Origin of the sequence: Acidaminobacter hydrogenoformans DSM 2784 (genome assembly GCF_900103005.1) — a bacterium.
In the GTDB taxonomy this organism is placed as follows: domain Bacteria; phylum Bacillota; class Clostridia; order Peptostreptococcales; family Acidaminobacteraceae; genus Acidaminobacter; species Acidaminobacter hydrogenoformans.
Genome location: NZ_FMWL01000005.1, coordinates 17,301 through 33,080, shown reverse-complemented (window position 1 = coordinate 33,080; position 15,780 = coordinate 17,301). Strand labels below are relative to the sequence as shown.

The 15,780-nt window shown below is 42.0% G+C and carries 14 protein-coding genes; all 14 read right to left on the bottom strand.

Annotation, left to right across the window (positions count from 1 at the left end; translation table 11 throughout):
- Positions 1 to 3: 3 nt before the first annotated feature.
- On the bottom strand, positions 4 to 1,287 hold the full coding sequence (locus BLP63_RS06480; protein WP_092590102.1) for an MFS transporter: 1,284 nt from the start codon (positions 1,285 to 1,287) through the stop codon (positions 4 to 6).
- A complete protein-coding gene (locus BLP63_RS06475) occupies positions 1,284 to 2,507 on the bottom strand; it encodes an ester cyclase (protein WP_092590101.1) in 1,224 nt (407 codons plus the stop codon). The genes BLP63_RS06480 and BLP63_RS06475 overlap by 4 nt, the downstream gene beginning before the upstream one ends.
- Positions 2,508 to 2,919: 412 nt before the next feature.
- Positions 2,920 to 4,152: a tetratricopeptide repeat protein gene (locus tag BLP63_RS06470; RefSeq protein ID WP_092590100.1), complete on the bottom strand. Its 1,233-nt coding sequence runs from the start codon at positions 4,150 to 4,152 to the stop codon at positions 2,920 to 2,922.
- 122 nt (positions 4,153 to 4,274) lie between these two features.
- Entirely contained in the window at positions 4,275 to 5,900 is a 1,626-nt protein-coding gene (locus BLP63_RS06465; RefSeq protein ID WP_092590099.1) for a PucR family transcriptional regulator, read from the bottom strand.
- 129 nt (positions 5,901 to 6,029) lie between these two features.
- On the bottom strand, positions 6,030 to 7,211 hold the full coding sequence (locus BLP63_RS06460; RefSeq protein WP_092590098.1) for a M20 metallopeptidase family protein: 1,182 nt from the start codon (positions 7,209 to 7,211) through the stop codon (positions 6,030 to 6,032).
- A gap of 12 nt (positions 7,212 to 7,223) precedes the next feature.
- Positions 7,224 to 8,402: a M20 family metallopeptidase gene (locus BLP63_RS06455; protein ID WP_092590097.1), complete on the bottom strand. Its 1,179-nt coding sequence runs from the start codon at positions 8,400 to 8,402 to the stop codon at positions 7,224 to 7,226.
- 16 nt (positions 8,403 to 8,418) lie between these two features.
- Positions 8,419 to 9,117 (bottom strand): hypothetical protein, encoded by a 699-nt coding sequence (locus tag BLP63_RS06450; protein ID WP_092590096.1) that lies wholly within the window; start codon positions 9,115 to 9,117, stop codon positions 8,419 to 8,421.
- Positions 9,118 to 9,138: 21 nt separating this feature from the next.
- Complete coding sequence (locus BLP63_RS06445; protein WP_092590095.1) at positions 9,139 to 9,834, bottom strand: DUF5058 family protein; 696 nt, start codon at positions 9,832 to 9,834, stop codon at positions 9,139 to 9,141.
- A 475-nt stretch (positions 9,835 to 10,309) separates the two neighbouring features.
- Entirely contained in the window at positions 10,310 to 11,326 is a 1,017-nt protein-coding gene (gene dmpG / locus BLP63_RS06440; protein ID WP_242870823.1) for a 4-hydroxy-2-oxovalerate aldolase, read from the bottom strand.
- Positions 11,319 to 12,197 (bottom strand): acetaldehyde dehydrogenase (acetylating), encoded by an 879-nt coding sequence (locus BLP63_RS06435; RefSeq protein WP_092590093.1) that lies wholly within the window; start codon positions 12,195 to 12,197, stop codon positions 11,319 to 11,321. The genes dmpG and BLP63_RS06435 overlap by 8 nt, the downstream gene beginning before the upstream one ends.
- A 19-nt stretch (positions 12,198 to 12,216) precedes the next feature.
- Entirely contained in the window at positions 12,217 to 13,002 is a 786-nt protein-coding gene (locus tag BLP63_RS06430) for a 2-keto-4-pentenoate hydratase (protein WP_092590092.1), read from the bottom strand.
- Between the two features lie 22 nt (positions 13,003 to 13,024).
- Positions 13,025 to 13,849, bottom strand: a complete 825-nt coding sequence (locus BLP63_RS06425) for an alpha/beta fold hydrolase (protein ID WP_092590091.1) — start codon at positions 13,847 to 13,849, stop codon at positions 13,025 to 13,027.
- 62 nt (positions 13,850 to 13,911) lie between these two features.
- Complete coding sequence (locus BLP63_RS06420) at positions 13,912 to 15,222, bottom strand: TRAP transporter large permease (protein WP_092590090.1); 1,311 nt, start codon at positions 15,220 to 15,222, stop codon at positions 13,912 to 13,914.
- Positions 15,223 to 15,651, bottom strand: a complete 429-nt coding sequence (locus BLP63_RS06415) for a TRAP transporter small permease (protein WP_139159790.1) — start codon at positions 15,649 to 15,651, stop codon at positions 15,223 to 15,225.
- Between the last annotated feature and the right edge of the window lie 129 nt (positions 15,652 to 15,780).

Genomic DNA, 15,780 nt, shown 5'->3' with positions numbered 1-15,780 from the left:
CAGTTAGTCTTCTCTCGCTTTGTTTAATGTTTCAGGAAGTAAGAACCATACCACCGCACCGATCACAAACACGATCATAGAAATTCTAAATATGCCCGGCATACCAGCGGAGGTGGCTGCAACACCTGCTATCATAGGCAGTGCATAAGTCGAAATCAAGCGGCCGCCATTGAAGGAAATCCCTGGTGCAAGTGCGCTGAAACGTTTTGGAAATAGCTCAGTGTAATAGGCACCCCATGCTCCGGAGAAGCCAACACAAAATCCAAGAAGCAGTGAAATGACTTTAAACATACTGACATCACTCGAGCTGAGCTGCATATAGATAAAGACAGCGACTGCACTGAGACCCATGCCTATAGCCGGAACCTTTCTGCCAAATCTGTCTGCTATAGTGCCCCAGACATTGTAACCAATGAGCTGACCCCAACCCTGCATACTATAGATACTGCCGGCTGCAGCGGCACTCATGCCAAGGACAGTCTTCAAATAGGTTGTCGAGTTGTTTGAGAAGCTTGAATAGGCTGTAAAGTTAGCACCTGAAAGCAGGATGACACCAATACCAATCCATAAGTATTTGCCTTTATACATACTCAGGTAATTGATCTTCTCACCTTTTTCTTTTGCGCTGCTTATTAATTGGCGCGTGTATTCATAATCATTTGGTACGAAGAAGTAAACCAGGATCGCTCCAATTGCCGGAGGTATAATAGCTGTGTACATTAAAATATCCCAGTTTGCGTCTCCAAGAAGACCGTAAAGCTTGCCGCCGAAAATCATCGCAACCGAAAAGGTACTGGTCATGATGGCCGCGAGCTTGCCGCGGTACTTTTGCTTGTACATCTCTGCGACCAAAGGCACCGCCGTGCCGAAAACACCACCAAGTGCAAAGCCCGTAGTGAATCTCGCGATCCGCCAAAGCGTATAATTCATAGGCGAAAGCATTGGAAGGTACGTTGTCGCGGTGATCGTCAGTGCCACAATCATCAAAGTATACTTCTTTCCAAGCTTTGAGGACATCCATCCGAATAGCAGCGTTCCAGGTATGGTAGCAAAAGACATAATGGCAAAGATGGATTCCGTCTGCTTCAGCGTAAACCCAAAACCACCTTCAGCAATCGTATAAATCATAGTCGGTTTAACAAAAGTACCTACCATAAAATTATAGCAGTAAAAGAAATAGATCACGAGGATGGATAAGAATGCTATGTTCCTTTGGAGATTGGTTCTTTCTTTTCCTAAGATAATGTTATCCTCTTCTGATCTTTTCAGGTTTTCAGCAGTACTCATTGTTGATCCTCCCTCTCAAAATCTCCAGCATAGGTTTGCTTCAAAACATCCAGCGCGTCAAAGGTTACCCATTCCTCAACAATTTTACGTTCCACAATGCTGAAATGTGTTATTCCAAGTATTTCCACCGGCTTGAATGAAGGTTTCCCAAAATAGCCATACCCCTCATGCATACCAGAAAGTCGCCATCTGACTGCGACATCATAAGTTTCTCTTTCAATCCCCTCATTGCAGGTGACGCGTTCGACAATAAAGTTGGCATTTGGGAAAGAGGCAAAGAAATGGATGAACATTCCCTGAATTTGAAGGTGACCCGTCAGATCTTTATCACAGATGTAATGCACCACAGAGTTCTCATTGTAATACTGCGTGACTTTATTAAACAATCTGCACTGATACATTTCACTCATTGCCTGGAGGACCCATTCGCCTATGTCGTGATCTTTTGCCACATATTTCTCAGGCATAATCTGGCCCCTCATATTTTCGTCCAAACCAAAATGCGTCACTTGTACGCCTGCAGCGACTGTTTGTTTTGCCATTCTTCTGGCAACTTCATGAGGATCATAGCCAAGCTGTCTGACGATCCACAGATTGTCCCTGACCAGCCACTCTTCGTAGATCCGGTTATTTTCTGCCGCACAGTCAACAGTTGTTCTAAAGCTGATGCGCTTCCCGGTTGCAGGGCCAAAGCTGCTGTCATTGAGATTTGTGGCAGTGGATAAAATTCTGTGGGATGAAAGGTACCCATTTTCTCCATGCCTTGACCAGATGACATTTTGTCCAATCAGTCTCCTGTCAGGAAAGGCATGCAGCGTCTGAAGCGTTCCAGAAATGACGGATTGAATACCGCTCAGATTAAATGAACCCAGATGCATCGTCACATTATTGTGATAGGTGTCATAGATGATGCCAATACCTTTTTCTTCCCATATTTGATGCGTGATTTTCATGATATAGTCCACAAAGTCATGGTACTGCGGATCAAATCCGGTCAAAATCTGTTTGCTTCTGGTCAGTTTCAGAAAGTCATTATAATCATGATGTCCCACAGCATTGACCTCTGAAGTCTCCCCATAGAAGATCACCGAGTCCAGAGCCTTACAGGTGACTGAAGTGTCATTATGCTTTGTCGCATAGGCTTCCTCAAATTGAACGGTATCCGTTTCTGCCAGTTTTGTTTGCTTCACAGGCAGATCCTTGATATTTGCTTCACTCATTACACCACTTCCTTACTGCTTATTTAAGAGATTTGAAAAACTGCCTGATCAGGGCTTATTCTTTGAATGAGCTTATTATATTCGGATTGGTCTGCTTTTAACAACGGATGCATCTTCCACTTTTTTCTATTTTCGTATATAAAAATTGATCGCCATTCAGAATATTCTTAATCCCTGCCCTTCAACTGTGTATTTTACTTAATTTTAAGAAGCAATAAATCCATCAAACAATTCTGACAAAATATTTAGACTTCACACTACTAAATTTCAAACAACTTGGAACGTTGGAAATGCATGATCTTTAACCGCTCTGCTGAATGTTATTATTTTCCATAATCATATATAAAAAAACCCATCTGCGACATTTATCACAGATGGGTGCAAATCTAACTTACATTTACTATAGGTCATTCTAAATTGGATTCAATTTAATGGTGATTGTCCCCAGAATTTGCTTCAGCATGTTTTTATGATCCTCATTAAGACGTTTTTTCAGGATTTTCTTAATAATCATTTCGCGCATTTTACTGAGCTGTATTTCGCTGAACTCATATTTCTCCAAAATACCGTCAAAGTGCGCCAAATGATGCAGGGCATAAAGATAGCCAAGATGCAGCTCTTTCAAGAGCTTTTCAAATATCGCCAATAAATCTTCTTCTTTTGAAACAGATACTTTAACAGCAGCGACCGTCTCGATAAAATGATTTTCAGACGACGAAATGAACCACGACCCATTATTGAAGATAGCATCCGAAAACTTGTCCGCCAGAGCTAAACTGCCATTTTCCAAATAATAAAGTGCGTACCCCTCATAGACAAATCTAATGGTCTCATCTTCTGGAACCAATAGCGCCTCAGCCATTTCAAGATTTTTAAATGCCGACTCCCACTTTCCAAGCCTCTTATAAGCATCTCCTATCCTAATCCTGATTCTTGCTGCTGTCAGCGGATCCTTCAGGTACTCAAGGGCTTTAGTCAGGTTCTCGATACATTTTGTATAATCCCCAAACTCATAGTAAGTCTGAGCAAGATTGGAGTACATATGGCCTTTGGTGAGCGGACCTTCGACACGGTCCAGCGTTAAATAAAATTCTTCGAGCAATTTCACCATACCGCTTCTTCCGGTAAAAGGCAGCTTCATAACCATAAGATCAGATAGGTAAAGACCAAAACGGTCAATGTTCTTTTTGCCCCTCATATAATTGACTGCAAGCTCAATATACGAAAGTGCCCTGTCATGCTTGCCCTGATTACGGTAATAATAAGCGAAACACCGGCAAATGATTGCATAATCTTCCATAAGCTCTTTTTCAATTGTGAGCTTCTTGAGCTTTTCAAGTATTTCAATATCCTTCAACTGATTGTAGCTTTCTATGTACCAGGACACTGTGCTGGTGAAATACCTGATCTGCTCGGTTTCAGTCATGAACAGATCATTAAAATTGCAGCCAAACGCCTGCATCGTTCTGATTTTGAAGGTTGTTGACCCAAGATTTCGACTTGAAAGATACTGATTGATGGACGTCTCATACAATTGGATTTCCTTGGCAAAGCTCTCGACAGATCCGAACTTTTCAACAATTTTATCCCTGATTTGCATACCGGGTGATTTTATGACAATCTCGCTCAATTCGAATTTTATCAATACATCACCCCCGCCATTCCTGTCAGACTTTAGTCGCATTTTAAATGCTAATCACAATCCGTTCAACTTAATATCCCCACACCATACATCAAACTTTAACCAACTATATCCAATGGTGAAACCTACTCCAACAAATCCAAAAATCGAAGAGTAATCTCTGTCTTCAGCCTCTCCACAGGATCCTTGAGATCTATGTCGCACATTTGCTGGATCTTGGAAATTCTGTATCTGATGGTATTCGTGTGATGAAATAGCTTTTTCGCTGCAATATTATAATTCGATTCGCATTCAAGAAAAACCTTCAATGTTTCCAAAAGGCCTTCACCATTTTCATCCTCCATCAAAGGCCGAATCTTATCAAAATTACTCCCAAAATCACGTTTTTGAATATTTTCAAGTCGAAGCAGCCCAAATGGACCTAAGTCTTCAAAAGCAACGACTGGCACATTTTCGTAAAGAATCTGCCCAACCTCCAATGCCTTAATAGCCTCGATATAACTTCTTCTGACAGAGATTACATCATTCACCTCCGACCCAATCCCCATGATGAAGTCAGATTCTCTGATACACTCATTTAACTCACGCAAAACCTTTTCTAAGCTTTTATGTATGGATTTCCGGTCAGCTTCAGCGCCCTTTGTGTCTGTAATGACAACCATAAGCACCTTGGAAATGATTCCAAATATATTCTTGTGGATGTCCAAATTGGATAATACACTATTATAGATTCTGTCTCTATAAGTATGTAAATTAAAGCCTTCTTGAGTTGCTTTTATGACCGAGACGGTATAGACATTGTCCAAAGAAATTCTTACCCTTCTAATCCCTTGAGAAAATTCTCGGATTTTGGAATAGCTATTAAGCTCACCGGAAATTAGTCCCTTTATGAAATCATCATAGTATCTACCCTCAAAATTATAAAAGATATAAATCTGTTCATAGATTTCCATTAATAGCGTCGATGTCATTCTTATCGCAAAAAGATCAAAGTAGTCAATGCTTTCCTTCTCTTCCCATATGATCATCTTAGCAACTTGAAAATCCCTGATTCTTATTGGGATCATCAGCCAAGGGATTATATCTTCATCAACAGCTTGAATTCTGATTATATTTAATTTATCACAAATAATTTCTCGAATATAACTGAACCCCAAGTCTTCAACGTCGCCGTGATAATTGATCTGCTGATCAACTTCATAGGACTCAGGATAAGTCACTGTTTTATTGTCTTTAGCTTGAACAATAGTGATTGGCTTGTTAATTTCATTACTTAGTTTGCTCAGTATATAAAGGATCTTATTCTGAAGATATCTGGGATTAACTTGACCATGAGTTTCCGGTACATCTATCAATTTGCTGATAAATCTATTGACCGCAATTGAGTTGACAGCATTGATTATATCTATCCACGCCTCATTAAAAGGTATGTCAATCAAAGGCATACCTATCTCATTACATAACTGTATGACCTCTTCTGGGATCTTTTTAAGATATCGATCCACCTTGATTCCCACACCAGCAGAATTATGACTATGCAAAAATTTCAATACATCCATGAAATATTTAGTATCCTGCAGTAAATAGCCTGTAGTAATAACAAGTTCTTTACCCTTAAACCACTTATAGCCATCCGGCGCATCAAAAAGAGCAACTGCTTGTACTTCTCGATCAAGACCCGTCTCGCCGGCAAGAACCTGATACTTTTTGAAATACTTATCTTTGAGGATCTCTCTTATACTTACGCCCATCAAATCACACCTTTTTAATGTTTATCACAACGAATGTCCTTATTATAGAATAATTCTCATCTTAATTCCATCTAACACTTATTGCTAAAGATAAAAATCCCGATTGATCATTTCAACCGGGATTTTTGCTTATTTGTCCAACCAATCTGTAGCTGCCTGAACCATTAAGGCAACACCTTTTTCAAATATAGCTTCATTTAATGCAAATTTACTGTTGTGATGCGGATACAGAACACCATCGATTGGCAGATGAGAGCTTAGGAAGAAAAAGGTTCCTGGAACTTCATTGATAAAATACGCCATATCTTCTCCGCCCATGACAGGCTTTTTCATTTCTATAATATCTTTTCCATCAACAATTTTCTTTGCGGATTCAACAAATTGTTTTGTTATTTCAGGATGGTTGACAAGAGGTGGATATCCGAAAGTATACTCAATGTCAATCGAGCCTCTCATCCCCTCTACAACATTCTTTGAAATCTCTTCAAGTCTTTTGGCTAAAAATTCTCTTACCTTTTGATCAACTGCTCTCACCGTTCCCTCGACCACGACAGTATCAGGAATGATATTGTATTGAAAACCCCCATTGATCATCCCAAATGTCACAACACCAGGATCCGTTGGACTGATTTCTCTGCTGATGATAGTTTGAACATTGGATATGACTTGAGCCGCAATGGATATAGGGTCTATACCATTTTCAGGATATGCACCATGACAACCTTTCCCTTTTATTGTCATTTTAAACCTGTCGAGGCATGCCATCATACTCCCATAAGACACCAAAACTTCTCCATCTCTGCTGCCTTCTGTCAAGCCCCCAATGTGAAGACCAAGTACGCCCTCAACTTTAGGATTCTCAAAAACACCCTCATCAAGCATGGGTTTTGCGCCTCCAGGGCCTTCTTCAGCAGGCTGGAAGATCAGCTTAATATTACCCTTTAAGCTTTCCTTGTTGTCATTCAATACCTTAGCAGCACCCAATAGGATCGCAGCATGTGCATCATGGCCACACGCGTGCATATTTCCATTGATTGATGCAAATGAAAGTCTGGTTTCCTCGACAATCGGCAGAGCATCCATGTCCGCTCTTAAGGCAATGGTCCTCCCATTCTGCGAACCTTCAATCAACCCAACTATGCCTGAGCCACCTACATTTTTCTTATAGGGAATCCTCATTTCTTCCAGTCTTTCTGCGATATACTTAGAGGTTTCAGGCAAATCCATCCCTACCTCAGGGATCCTGTGAAGGTCTCTCCTCCATTTCACAACATCTTCTTGCAAGGCTTTCGCCAACTCCTGAATATTCACTTGATAACCACCTTATTTAACCAAATAGTTTTGGATCATTGCGATATAGAAATGAATACACTCCATATAACCATCCACAGGAACAAATTCATTCGGCTGATGCGCCATATCCGCGTCACCAGGTCCATAGAAGATACACGGCAGGTCTCTTCCCGGCAAGAAGACAGATGCGTCAGTGTAGAAGTTAACGCCTTTTGCTTCAACCTCTTTTCCAAACTCTTCCTTAATCGTTTTTACTGCGAGCTTGACGAAAGGATTGGCAGCTTTCGTTTCAACGGCAGGCCTGTCATTTAACACTTTGACTTCAGCCCTGAAATCCTTGATTTCATAAGACAGCTTCTCAATGATGTCCTCAAAATCTTTCACGATTTCTGAATGCACTTGACCTGGCACAGTTCTCATATCAATGGTAACGGAGCACTTGTCAGGAACGACGTTGGTCTTAACCCCACCATTAATGGTAGAAATATTGAGCGTTGGATGTCCCACAATTGGGTTTTCCTCATATTTGAATTTGTAACTCACCAGCTCGCTTACCAGCGCATTCATATGCACAACCGCATTAATGCCCTTATGTGGAAATGCGCCATGGGCTGTCTTGCCGTAAGTCGTGATTTCTACCCAAAAGGCCCCTTTTTCAGCGACATTTACACCGTTAGAGCTTGGCTCACCAATGATAATTGCCCCTACACCGTCAAGGCCACCTTCATCTGTGTATTTAACCGCGCCTATACTGTCTGTTTCTTCACCAGCGGTCGCCGTATAAATCAGGTCCCCTTTTAACTTCCAACCGGCATCTTTTACAGCCTTCATGGCCACAAGCATAGCGGCTAATCCACCCTTCATGTCCGCCGATCCTCTGCCATAAATCTTATTGTCCATCAATACGCCACTATAAGGATCATGTTCCCAAATTATATCTCCAGGCGGTACGGTATCTAAATGACCGTTGAAGAACAAAGCTGCTTTCTCTCCGGTGCCCTTGATCCTACCGACAACATTGCCTCTGTTATCACCAAAGGCGTCTACATAACTTTCCTCGACACCCATCTCTATCAGCTTTGCCTTAATAAATTCTGCCAACGGCAATTCATCACCTGGTGCATTCACAGTCTTAAATTTGATCATATCTTGAAGGAGTTTTATTGCCTCATCCTTATTAATGTAATCATGTACCTTTTTATCAACCATCTTTGTGCCTCCATCATTATGCTTTTTTATTCTTCATCTTATATCCAGTAACCGCAAATGCTATTGTTGAAAATACAGAAACTGGGATTACGACATAGACAGGTAATACCTTGATGATGCCAAGCATGATCAGCACAAGTGAGAGTGCGAATGCGCCATATCTTGGATGCTTTAGGGCAAACATTGCAAACATGGATCCAAAGATCCCCGGAAGTACGAATGCAAACGCATCGACGACAGCTGGCGGAAAGTAAGAAAACAATTGATTGCCCGCCACAGCAGCAATGGTGACAACGATTAAGTTGGTTATGATGGAACCTGCTATGCCCAACGTTGCGACCAATTCTGCCTTATGGCTGCCTGGCTCAACCTTTAATGCCTCTTGGGCAACTGCCGCGCAAGGAAGTCGCATATTACCAATATTACCTGCCAAGAAGGACATATATGTACCTGATACGCCAAGCACCGGGAAAAACGAGACTGGTTCAATAACATAGTAAGATCCGTAGATGGATGCGATCAAAAACCATCCCGTCAAAATATTGCCAAGAGGTGGAATGGCACCATATTTAAAATACAAATAAATAGCTGGTAAAAATGACAGTGGCACTGCAATCAACAAGGTCCATCTTCCTGTTTTTATGATCGGTCTACTGAAACTTCTTTCATAGTCTGGTGATTTATTTTTGCTCGGATTATTAACCGCGTTTTCCATAGGATTGCCTCCTTAAACATTTTATTTAAACATTACACCCGCGATCATTCCCACAACCATTGCAATTCCAAGGTTATACTCAAGGAGCTTCGGCATTCTTTTTGATAGATAAACCAAAGCGATCATTGCAGCCCCTGAAGCTATTGCAGCAATCAACCTTCCGCCACCCGCAACAAGATGTCCTCCAACCAGGTATGCGAATGCGCCAAGCATTGCAGCGCCACCAATCTCGACGGTAAGTCTGGCGTCACCTTTTGCAACCTTATCCCTGATACCCTCCAGTTTGTGTGTAAAAAGACCACAGAATAAGAGCCAGCCAATACCATTTAGTGTCATGGTCCAAACAGATGCAGAATATTCCATAACCCCATAATCCGGCGATCCGAATTCAACGCCCATCGCCTGGGCACCCATGGTTGCTGCCGTCAACTCAGTCGGAGCAGATCCAATAATCGCAAGTCTCATCCAAGTAATAGGCGCTCCAACGACAGCCATCATCCCCAGCATGACTATAAATACTGCCACCGCTGGTCCAATGGCGGAGATGGCCCCGACTTTCAATGCCTTTCTTGCTTCTTTCGCAGTCATATCTGCGTATTGTATTGAGTTATAAGCCTTTTTTGAAAATAGTGCTGCCTGGATTCCAACAAGTGATACTACGGGTAGTGCCATTAACCAAAGCATCGGATCATTTGCTACTTGTAAATAATCACTCATACTGCTCCCTCCATTACTCTTAATTCTTTCACTTTGATTTTGTCATATTTATTCTTCAATCGGCGTATAAAAATGAACAAATGCATTGTTTGATAGTAGAATACTACAAAAATTAGAAGGTTTTTTGTAGCAAGGTGAAATGGTATGCCTTTTGAAATCAACTGGCTATTGCAAATACAAAATAGTGCTTAATGTTGATGACAAGAGACCATAGGCATGTACTCTCGCTTCAATTAAAGTTCAAGGAATTTTGCCGATGATCTCCTATTTTCACTCTCACCTCAAGTTACTGAGCATAAACACATACTCCTGAATTGATGAATACTCCGTACTGTGCATCAGGTGAAGCATATTATTCTATCTGCCGTGATAACTAATTCGCAAAAAAATTCCCCAGTTCAAAGCACCTGAACCAGGGAGAAAATATTAAATCTATCCATTGGGGGATTGGAATCATTCATTAATTAACTTACGCTTACTTCGATTTTTGATTCGCCAGCTCTACAGCAATTTCAATCAGCCAGTCCTCTTGGCCACCCACTGCTTTTCGTCTGCCCGCCTCCATCAGGATATCCCTGACATCGACGCCAAAGCGCTGACCTGCGCGTCTCGCATGGAGCAGGAAGCTTGAATAAACACCTGCATAGCCTAAAATCATAGCATCTAATTGACTGTTAACTTTCAGTCCTTTGTTATTTAAGGAAGGAATCAAAATCTTCTCGCTTGCATCGATCGCTTTGTATAAGTCTCCATTATGCTCATAGCCCATCTTATTCAAAACCGCGATCAAGCTTTCCGTTGGCGTATTCCCAGCACCCGCACCTAAGCCCGACAAACAACCATCAATATAAGTTGCGCCTGCTTCAATAGCTGTCAAGCTGTTCGAAACCGCCAGCCCCAAATTGTTATGCGCGTGGTGGCCTACCGGAATTTTTAAATTTTTCTTTAGCGAACTGATCTTTTCAAATACATCTTCTGGGAGCATGGCGCCACCAGAATCCGTCGCATAGACAACATCCGCCCCATAAGACTCAAATTTCAAAGCTTCTTCTGTCAATCGTTCAGCATCTGTCATATGTGCCATCATTAAAAAGCCTACGACAAATAATCCCATATCCTTGGCAGCTTTGACATGCTCTTCTCCCATGTCAGCTTCAGTCACATGCGTTGCGATACGAACCGCTTTTGCGCCCGCTTTTTGAGCCATTTTCAGCGCTTCAACCGTCCCGATCCCCGGGAGCAGCAGAACTGCAAGCTTTGATTTTGTCAGCTGCGAAGCCGCTGCGCTAATCAACGAAAAATCATCATGTCTTCCAAAACCATAGTTGATTGTGGAGCCTATCAAACCATCACCGTGTCCAATTTCAATGATGTCAATCCCCGCGGCTTCAAGGCCTCCTGCAATCTGTGCGGCATCTTCAAGTGTAAATTGATGGGATACAGTGTGACTGCCATCTCTTAATGTTGTATCTGTCAGAAAGATTTTAGACACTGACCTCACCTCCCATCAGCTTTTTTGCATAAGCTTCAGCAATATTGATCGCTGCGCTGTTGATGATATCCAGATTACCTGAGTAAACAGGCAAGTAATCTCCCAAACCCGCTACCTGCATCATTGTCGTAACCGTATCATCCTGGATAATTGGACCTAAAATAATTTCATAGCCTGGTACGTAAGTACGGATTTTTTCAACCATTTTATGAACAGCTGCTGTAATGACATCGAGATCTGGATTCTTTACTTTTGTAAAAATTGTATTTCTCATATAAATGGGTGGTTCGGCAGGATTAACAATGATGATGACCTTACCTTCATCCGCACCGCCAACTTTTTCCAAAGCCTCTTTTGTCGTCACAGTAAACTCGTCAATATTTTTTCTTGTACCTGGTCCAATACTTTTACTACTGACAGAAGAAACAATTTCAGCATAATAGACATCCGCGACTTCGTTGATTGCCGCCACAATAGGTGTTACTGCCTGGCCCGCGCATGTGACGGTGTTCACGTTATCCAGCTCCAAAAATTCTTCTGTTAAGTTTACCGCTGGTACACAAAACGGTCCAATGGCAGCTGGCGTAAGATCTATCGCGAATTTACCTGCTTCTTTCAGCAAAGGCGCATGCTCCAAATGAGCGGTTGCACTTGTACAATCAAACACGATTTGAATTTCTTCTTCTTTGAGAATATCTGCTATACCATTACTGGATGCTTTTACACCTAATTTTCTGGCATGATCCAAACCTTTGGATTCACGTATATTGACAATCAACGCAGTTTCAAGGTACGGACTGCGGTTTATTTTATACAGCAAGTCCAGGCCAATATTCCCAGGCCCAATTACACCAACTTTGATTTTGTCCATAATACACCCCGCTTTTCTGTCATTCAAACTTTAGCTCAATATCACCCAGAGATTCAAATTTTGCTGTAAACACATCACCAGATTCCGCATTCAGCGCCGCGGATAATGCGCCTGAAAATATAACTTCACCTTTTCTTAAAGGCACACCAAACGACCCGAGCGTGTTGCCCAGCCACGCGATCGCATAGGCTGGATCACCCAAAGCGTCTTCACCCTTGCCTTCATTAATCTTTTCACCATTCTTCCAAAACTCCATCTTTAGGCTTTTAAGATCAACCGTTTTAGGATCCACTTTAATATCGCTGAGTATATAACGGCCAGACGACGCATTATCAGAAACTGTGTCTATTATATTAATTTTCCAATTCTCGACGCGGCTATCCACGATTTCAATGGCGGCAACCACATAATCTGTCGCGTTTATAACGTCTTGCGGTGTAAGATTAGGGCCCATCAAATCCTCTTTTAAAATAAAGGCAATTTCACCTTCTGCTTTAGGCTGCAGCATCGTTTTTCGGTCTGTTGCGCCATTTTTAACTTCCATACTTTTAAGAAGGTAACCAAAGTCCGGCTGATTGACGCCTAGCATCTTTTGCATTACCAATGAAGTCAGGCCAATTTTTTTCCCTGTGATTACGTCGCCACTCGCAAGCTTTTCATCGATGTTGATTTTCTGAATCTGATAAGCATCCTCAATGGTCAATTCCGGATACCGCGCTGACAAAGCTTGAATAGGCTTGCAGGTTCTTTCTGAAGTGAGTAGCTCCGAGGCTATTTTCTCGAATGTTCCATTCTCAACTGCCATAAACTTCAACCTCCAAATTTTGCTATTCAGCGAGGAAATCTTCGACCAATTTGCAGAAACGCGCCGTCTGCTCAATTTGTGTCCAGTGACCACAGTGACCGAATACATGCAGCTGAGCGTCATCAATCATAGTCATCAGACGATATGCATTTTCCAGTGGAATAACTTCATCTTCACGTCCATGCACAATTAGAGCCGGATGAGCAATTTTCTTAATCTTTTCTTCCTCTGAAGCCATGGATTCAACCCCATTTTGTCTTGGTTCAGGGAACATAACAGAAAAGGCTTCCTGGAATCCCGGTTCAATGCTGGCTTCGTATCTGAGATTAATCAGGTTGTCTGTGACAATATCTTTGTTATAAGCAAACAGATTGATCATTTTTCTCATATTTTCAAAAGAAGGTTTATATCCCCATACATCATCCAGTCCTTGCGTGATAGGGAAGCTAATGCCCATGCTCCCCATCAAAACAATCCTTCGAATTCTCTCTGGATATTCAATGGCCAGCTTTATTGCCAGACCGCCTCCAAAAGAATTGCCCACGAGATCCACTTGTTCAAGATTAAGTGCATCCATCAATTCAATCACTTGCTTTGTCCAGTTTGTCATGTTGTACTCAGCGTGTTCTGGTCTTTCAGTGTAACCAAAGCCTACTAAGTCCGGCGCAATAACGCGTCGGTTTTTTGCTAATTCTGGTATAACAAGGCGCCAGTTTGCCCATGCTGTGACCCCCGGGCCTGAACCATGAAGCAGCATTACAGGAAAGCCTTGACCTTGGTCGTGGTAATTTGTTTGGAACGCACCTGTTTTAACTTGATTTGCAATTTCCGGTTTAGCTGATGACATAAAACACCCTCCTATTGACTTTTCAAGTTTATTTAGCTAATCCTTTTCCTTTAATTATCTCTTTAAAGAATCCACATAACAGATTGCGGAATGAATGTAATTATTGCCAGTGCCACCAGTAAGGCCGCCAGGAATGGCAATGTTTCTCGCGTTACATCTTGTATACTCGCACCAAAAACTCGGGCTGATGTAAATAATGTAATGCCGAAAGGTGGCGTCAGCATCCCAATTGCCAGGTTCGTCGTCAGCATAATGCCGAAGTGAACCGGATCGATACCCAATGTTAAGGCAATTGGCAAAGCGATTGGTACTAAAATGTACTGAATAGAGCCAGACTCCATAAACATGCCCGCTATCAAAACAATGACATTGATGATTAACAGAATCAAATATTTGCTGGTGGTCAGTGCTAAGACACTGTCCAGAATTGTCTGTGGGATTTTTACATAAACCATGACCCATGCAAATAATGCGGCGGCTGCCATGATTACCATAATACCGGCAGTAGAAATTGCCGATGAAAGAAAAATCCTCGGGATGTCTTTCCACGTCATCTCTTTATAGACAAATATCCCAATGATAATGGAGTAGATGACTGCAACTACGGCAGATTCGGTCGGTGTAAAAATTCCGGCAAAGACACCGCCAACTATGATGACCGGGGTACCAAGTGCCCATAAAGAATCCAGAAAATAATGCAGCCCTTTAAGTTTTTTGCGTTGTTCTTCAGGTGCTAAGCCTATTACTTCGAGATCACCAGAAGCAATTTGATCAGCAGTATCTTTATAGCCGCGTTTTTTTGCAATTAAGATTGTAGGCACTATAAGGGCTATACCTACAATGAAGCCTGCAGGGAAGCCGACTTTATAAAGATCCGACACTGCGACTTTAGACAAAACAGCGTAAATAATAAACGCAATGCTCGGCGGAATGATAATCCCTATAGGACTGGCAGCGGCGACAATAGTTGCGCTGAAGGATCTGCTGTAGCCCGCTCTGAGCATACCAGCCATCATGACGCCGCCAATTGCTGCAGCTGTAGCAATGCCGCTGCCGGAAATTGCAGCAAAGAACATACATGAGATAATAGCTACGACCCCGAGACCACCGTGAATATTCCCAACGGCCACTGCAGCCATATTGACAATCCTCTTTGCGATGCCCCCTTGGTTCATGAGATCTCCTGCAAGGATAAAGAAAGGGACGGCGAGGAGCGCAGCTGAATCGATTCCAGCAAATAATTTTTGTATGACAACAACATGCTGGATATCATTTGCATAAATGAAAACTAATGAGGAAAGACCAAGTGCTGTTACTATAGGCGCGCCGACAACGAGCAGAAGCAGTGCTGTTCCAAATAATAGCCCACCCATTTATTCGACCTCCTTGCCAAAGATCTGATTCATGATAAATACAAAGGTTTGAAAAACAAGTATTGAAAATGCAACCGGAAAAATTCCATAAACGATTTTCATCGGTATTCTCATATTGGTAGAAACTTGGGTACCTGCCAAGTTCATCATATCCACAGCAATAAAGATCGCAAATCCGAAAAACGCAGCCGTGAGAAGTTGTTGAAAAATTACCAGCCACTTTCTTGCTTTAAATGAAACTGCCATTTCAAGGGCGCTGACATTAATATGAGCGCCTTTCCCGGCCATTACCGCTGAGCCAACCATGACCAGTGCAATATTGGTATATCTCGTCAATTCTTCTGTCCATCTCAGACCAGTTTGAAATACATATCTCAAGACAATCTGCCCAAAATAAGTCACAGTCATTAAAGCAAAGGCGAAAATCAAAAACCAACCACAGACCTTATTGAGGAACTCGCTGATCTGATTCAGTGTTTTCAAGTTATCATCTCCCTTGTGTTGGTTTGCTTAAAAAGGAATAAGTGGAGGTGATTCGGGAAATGGAATCCCCTCCAC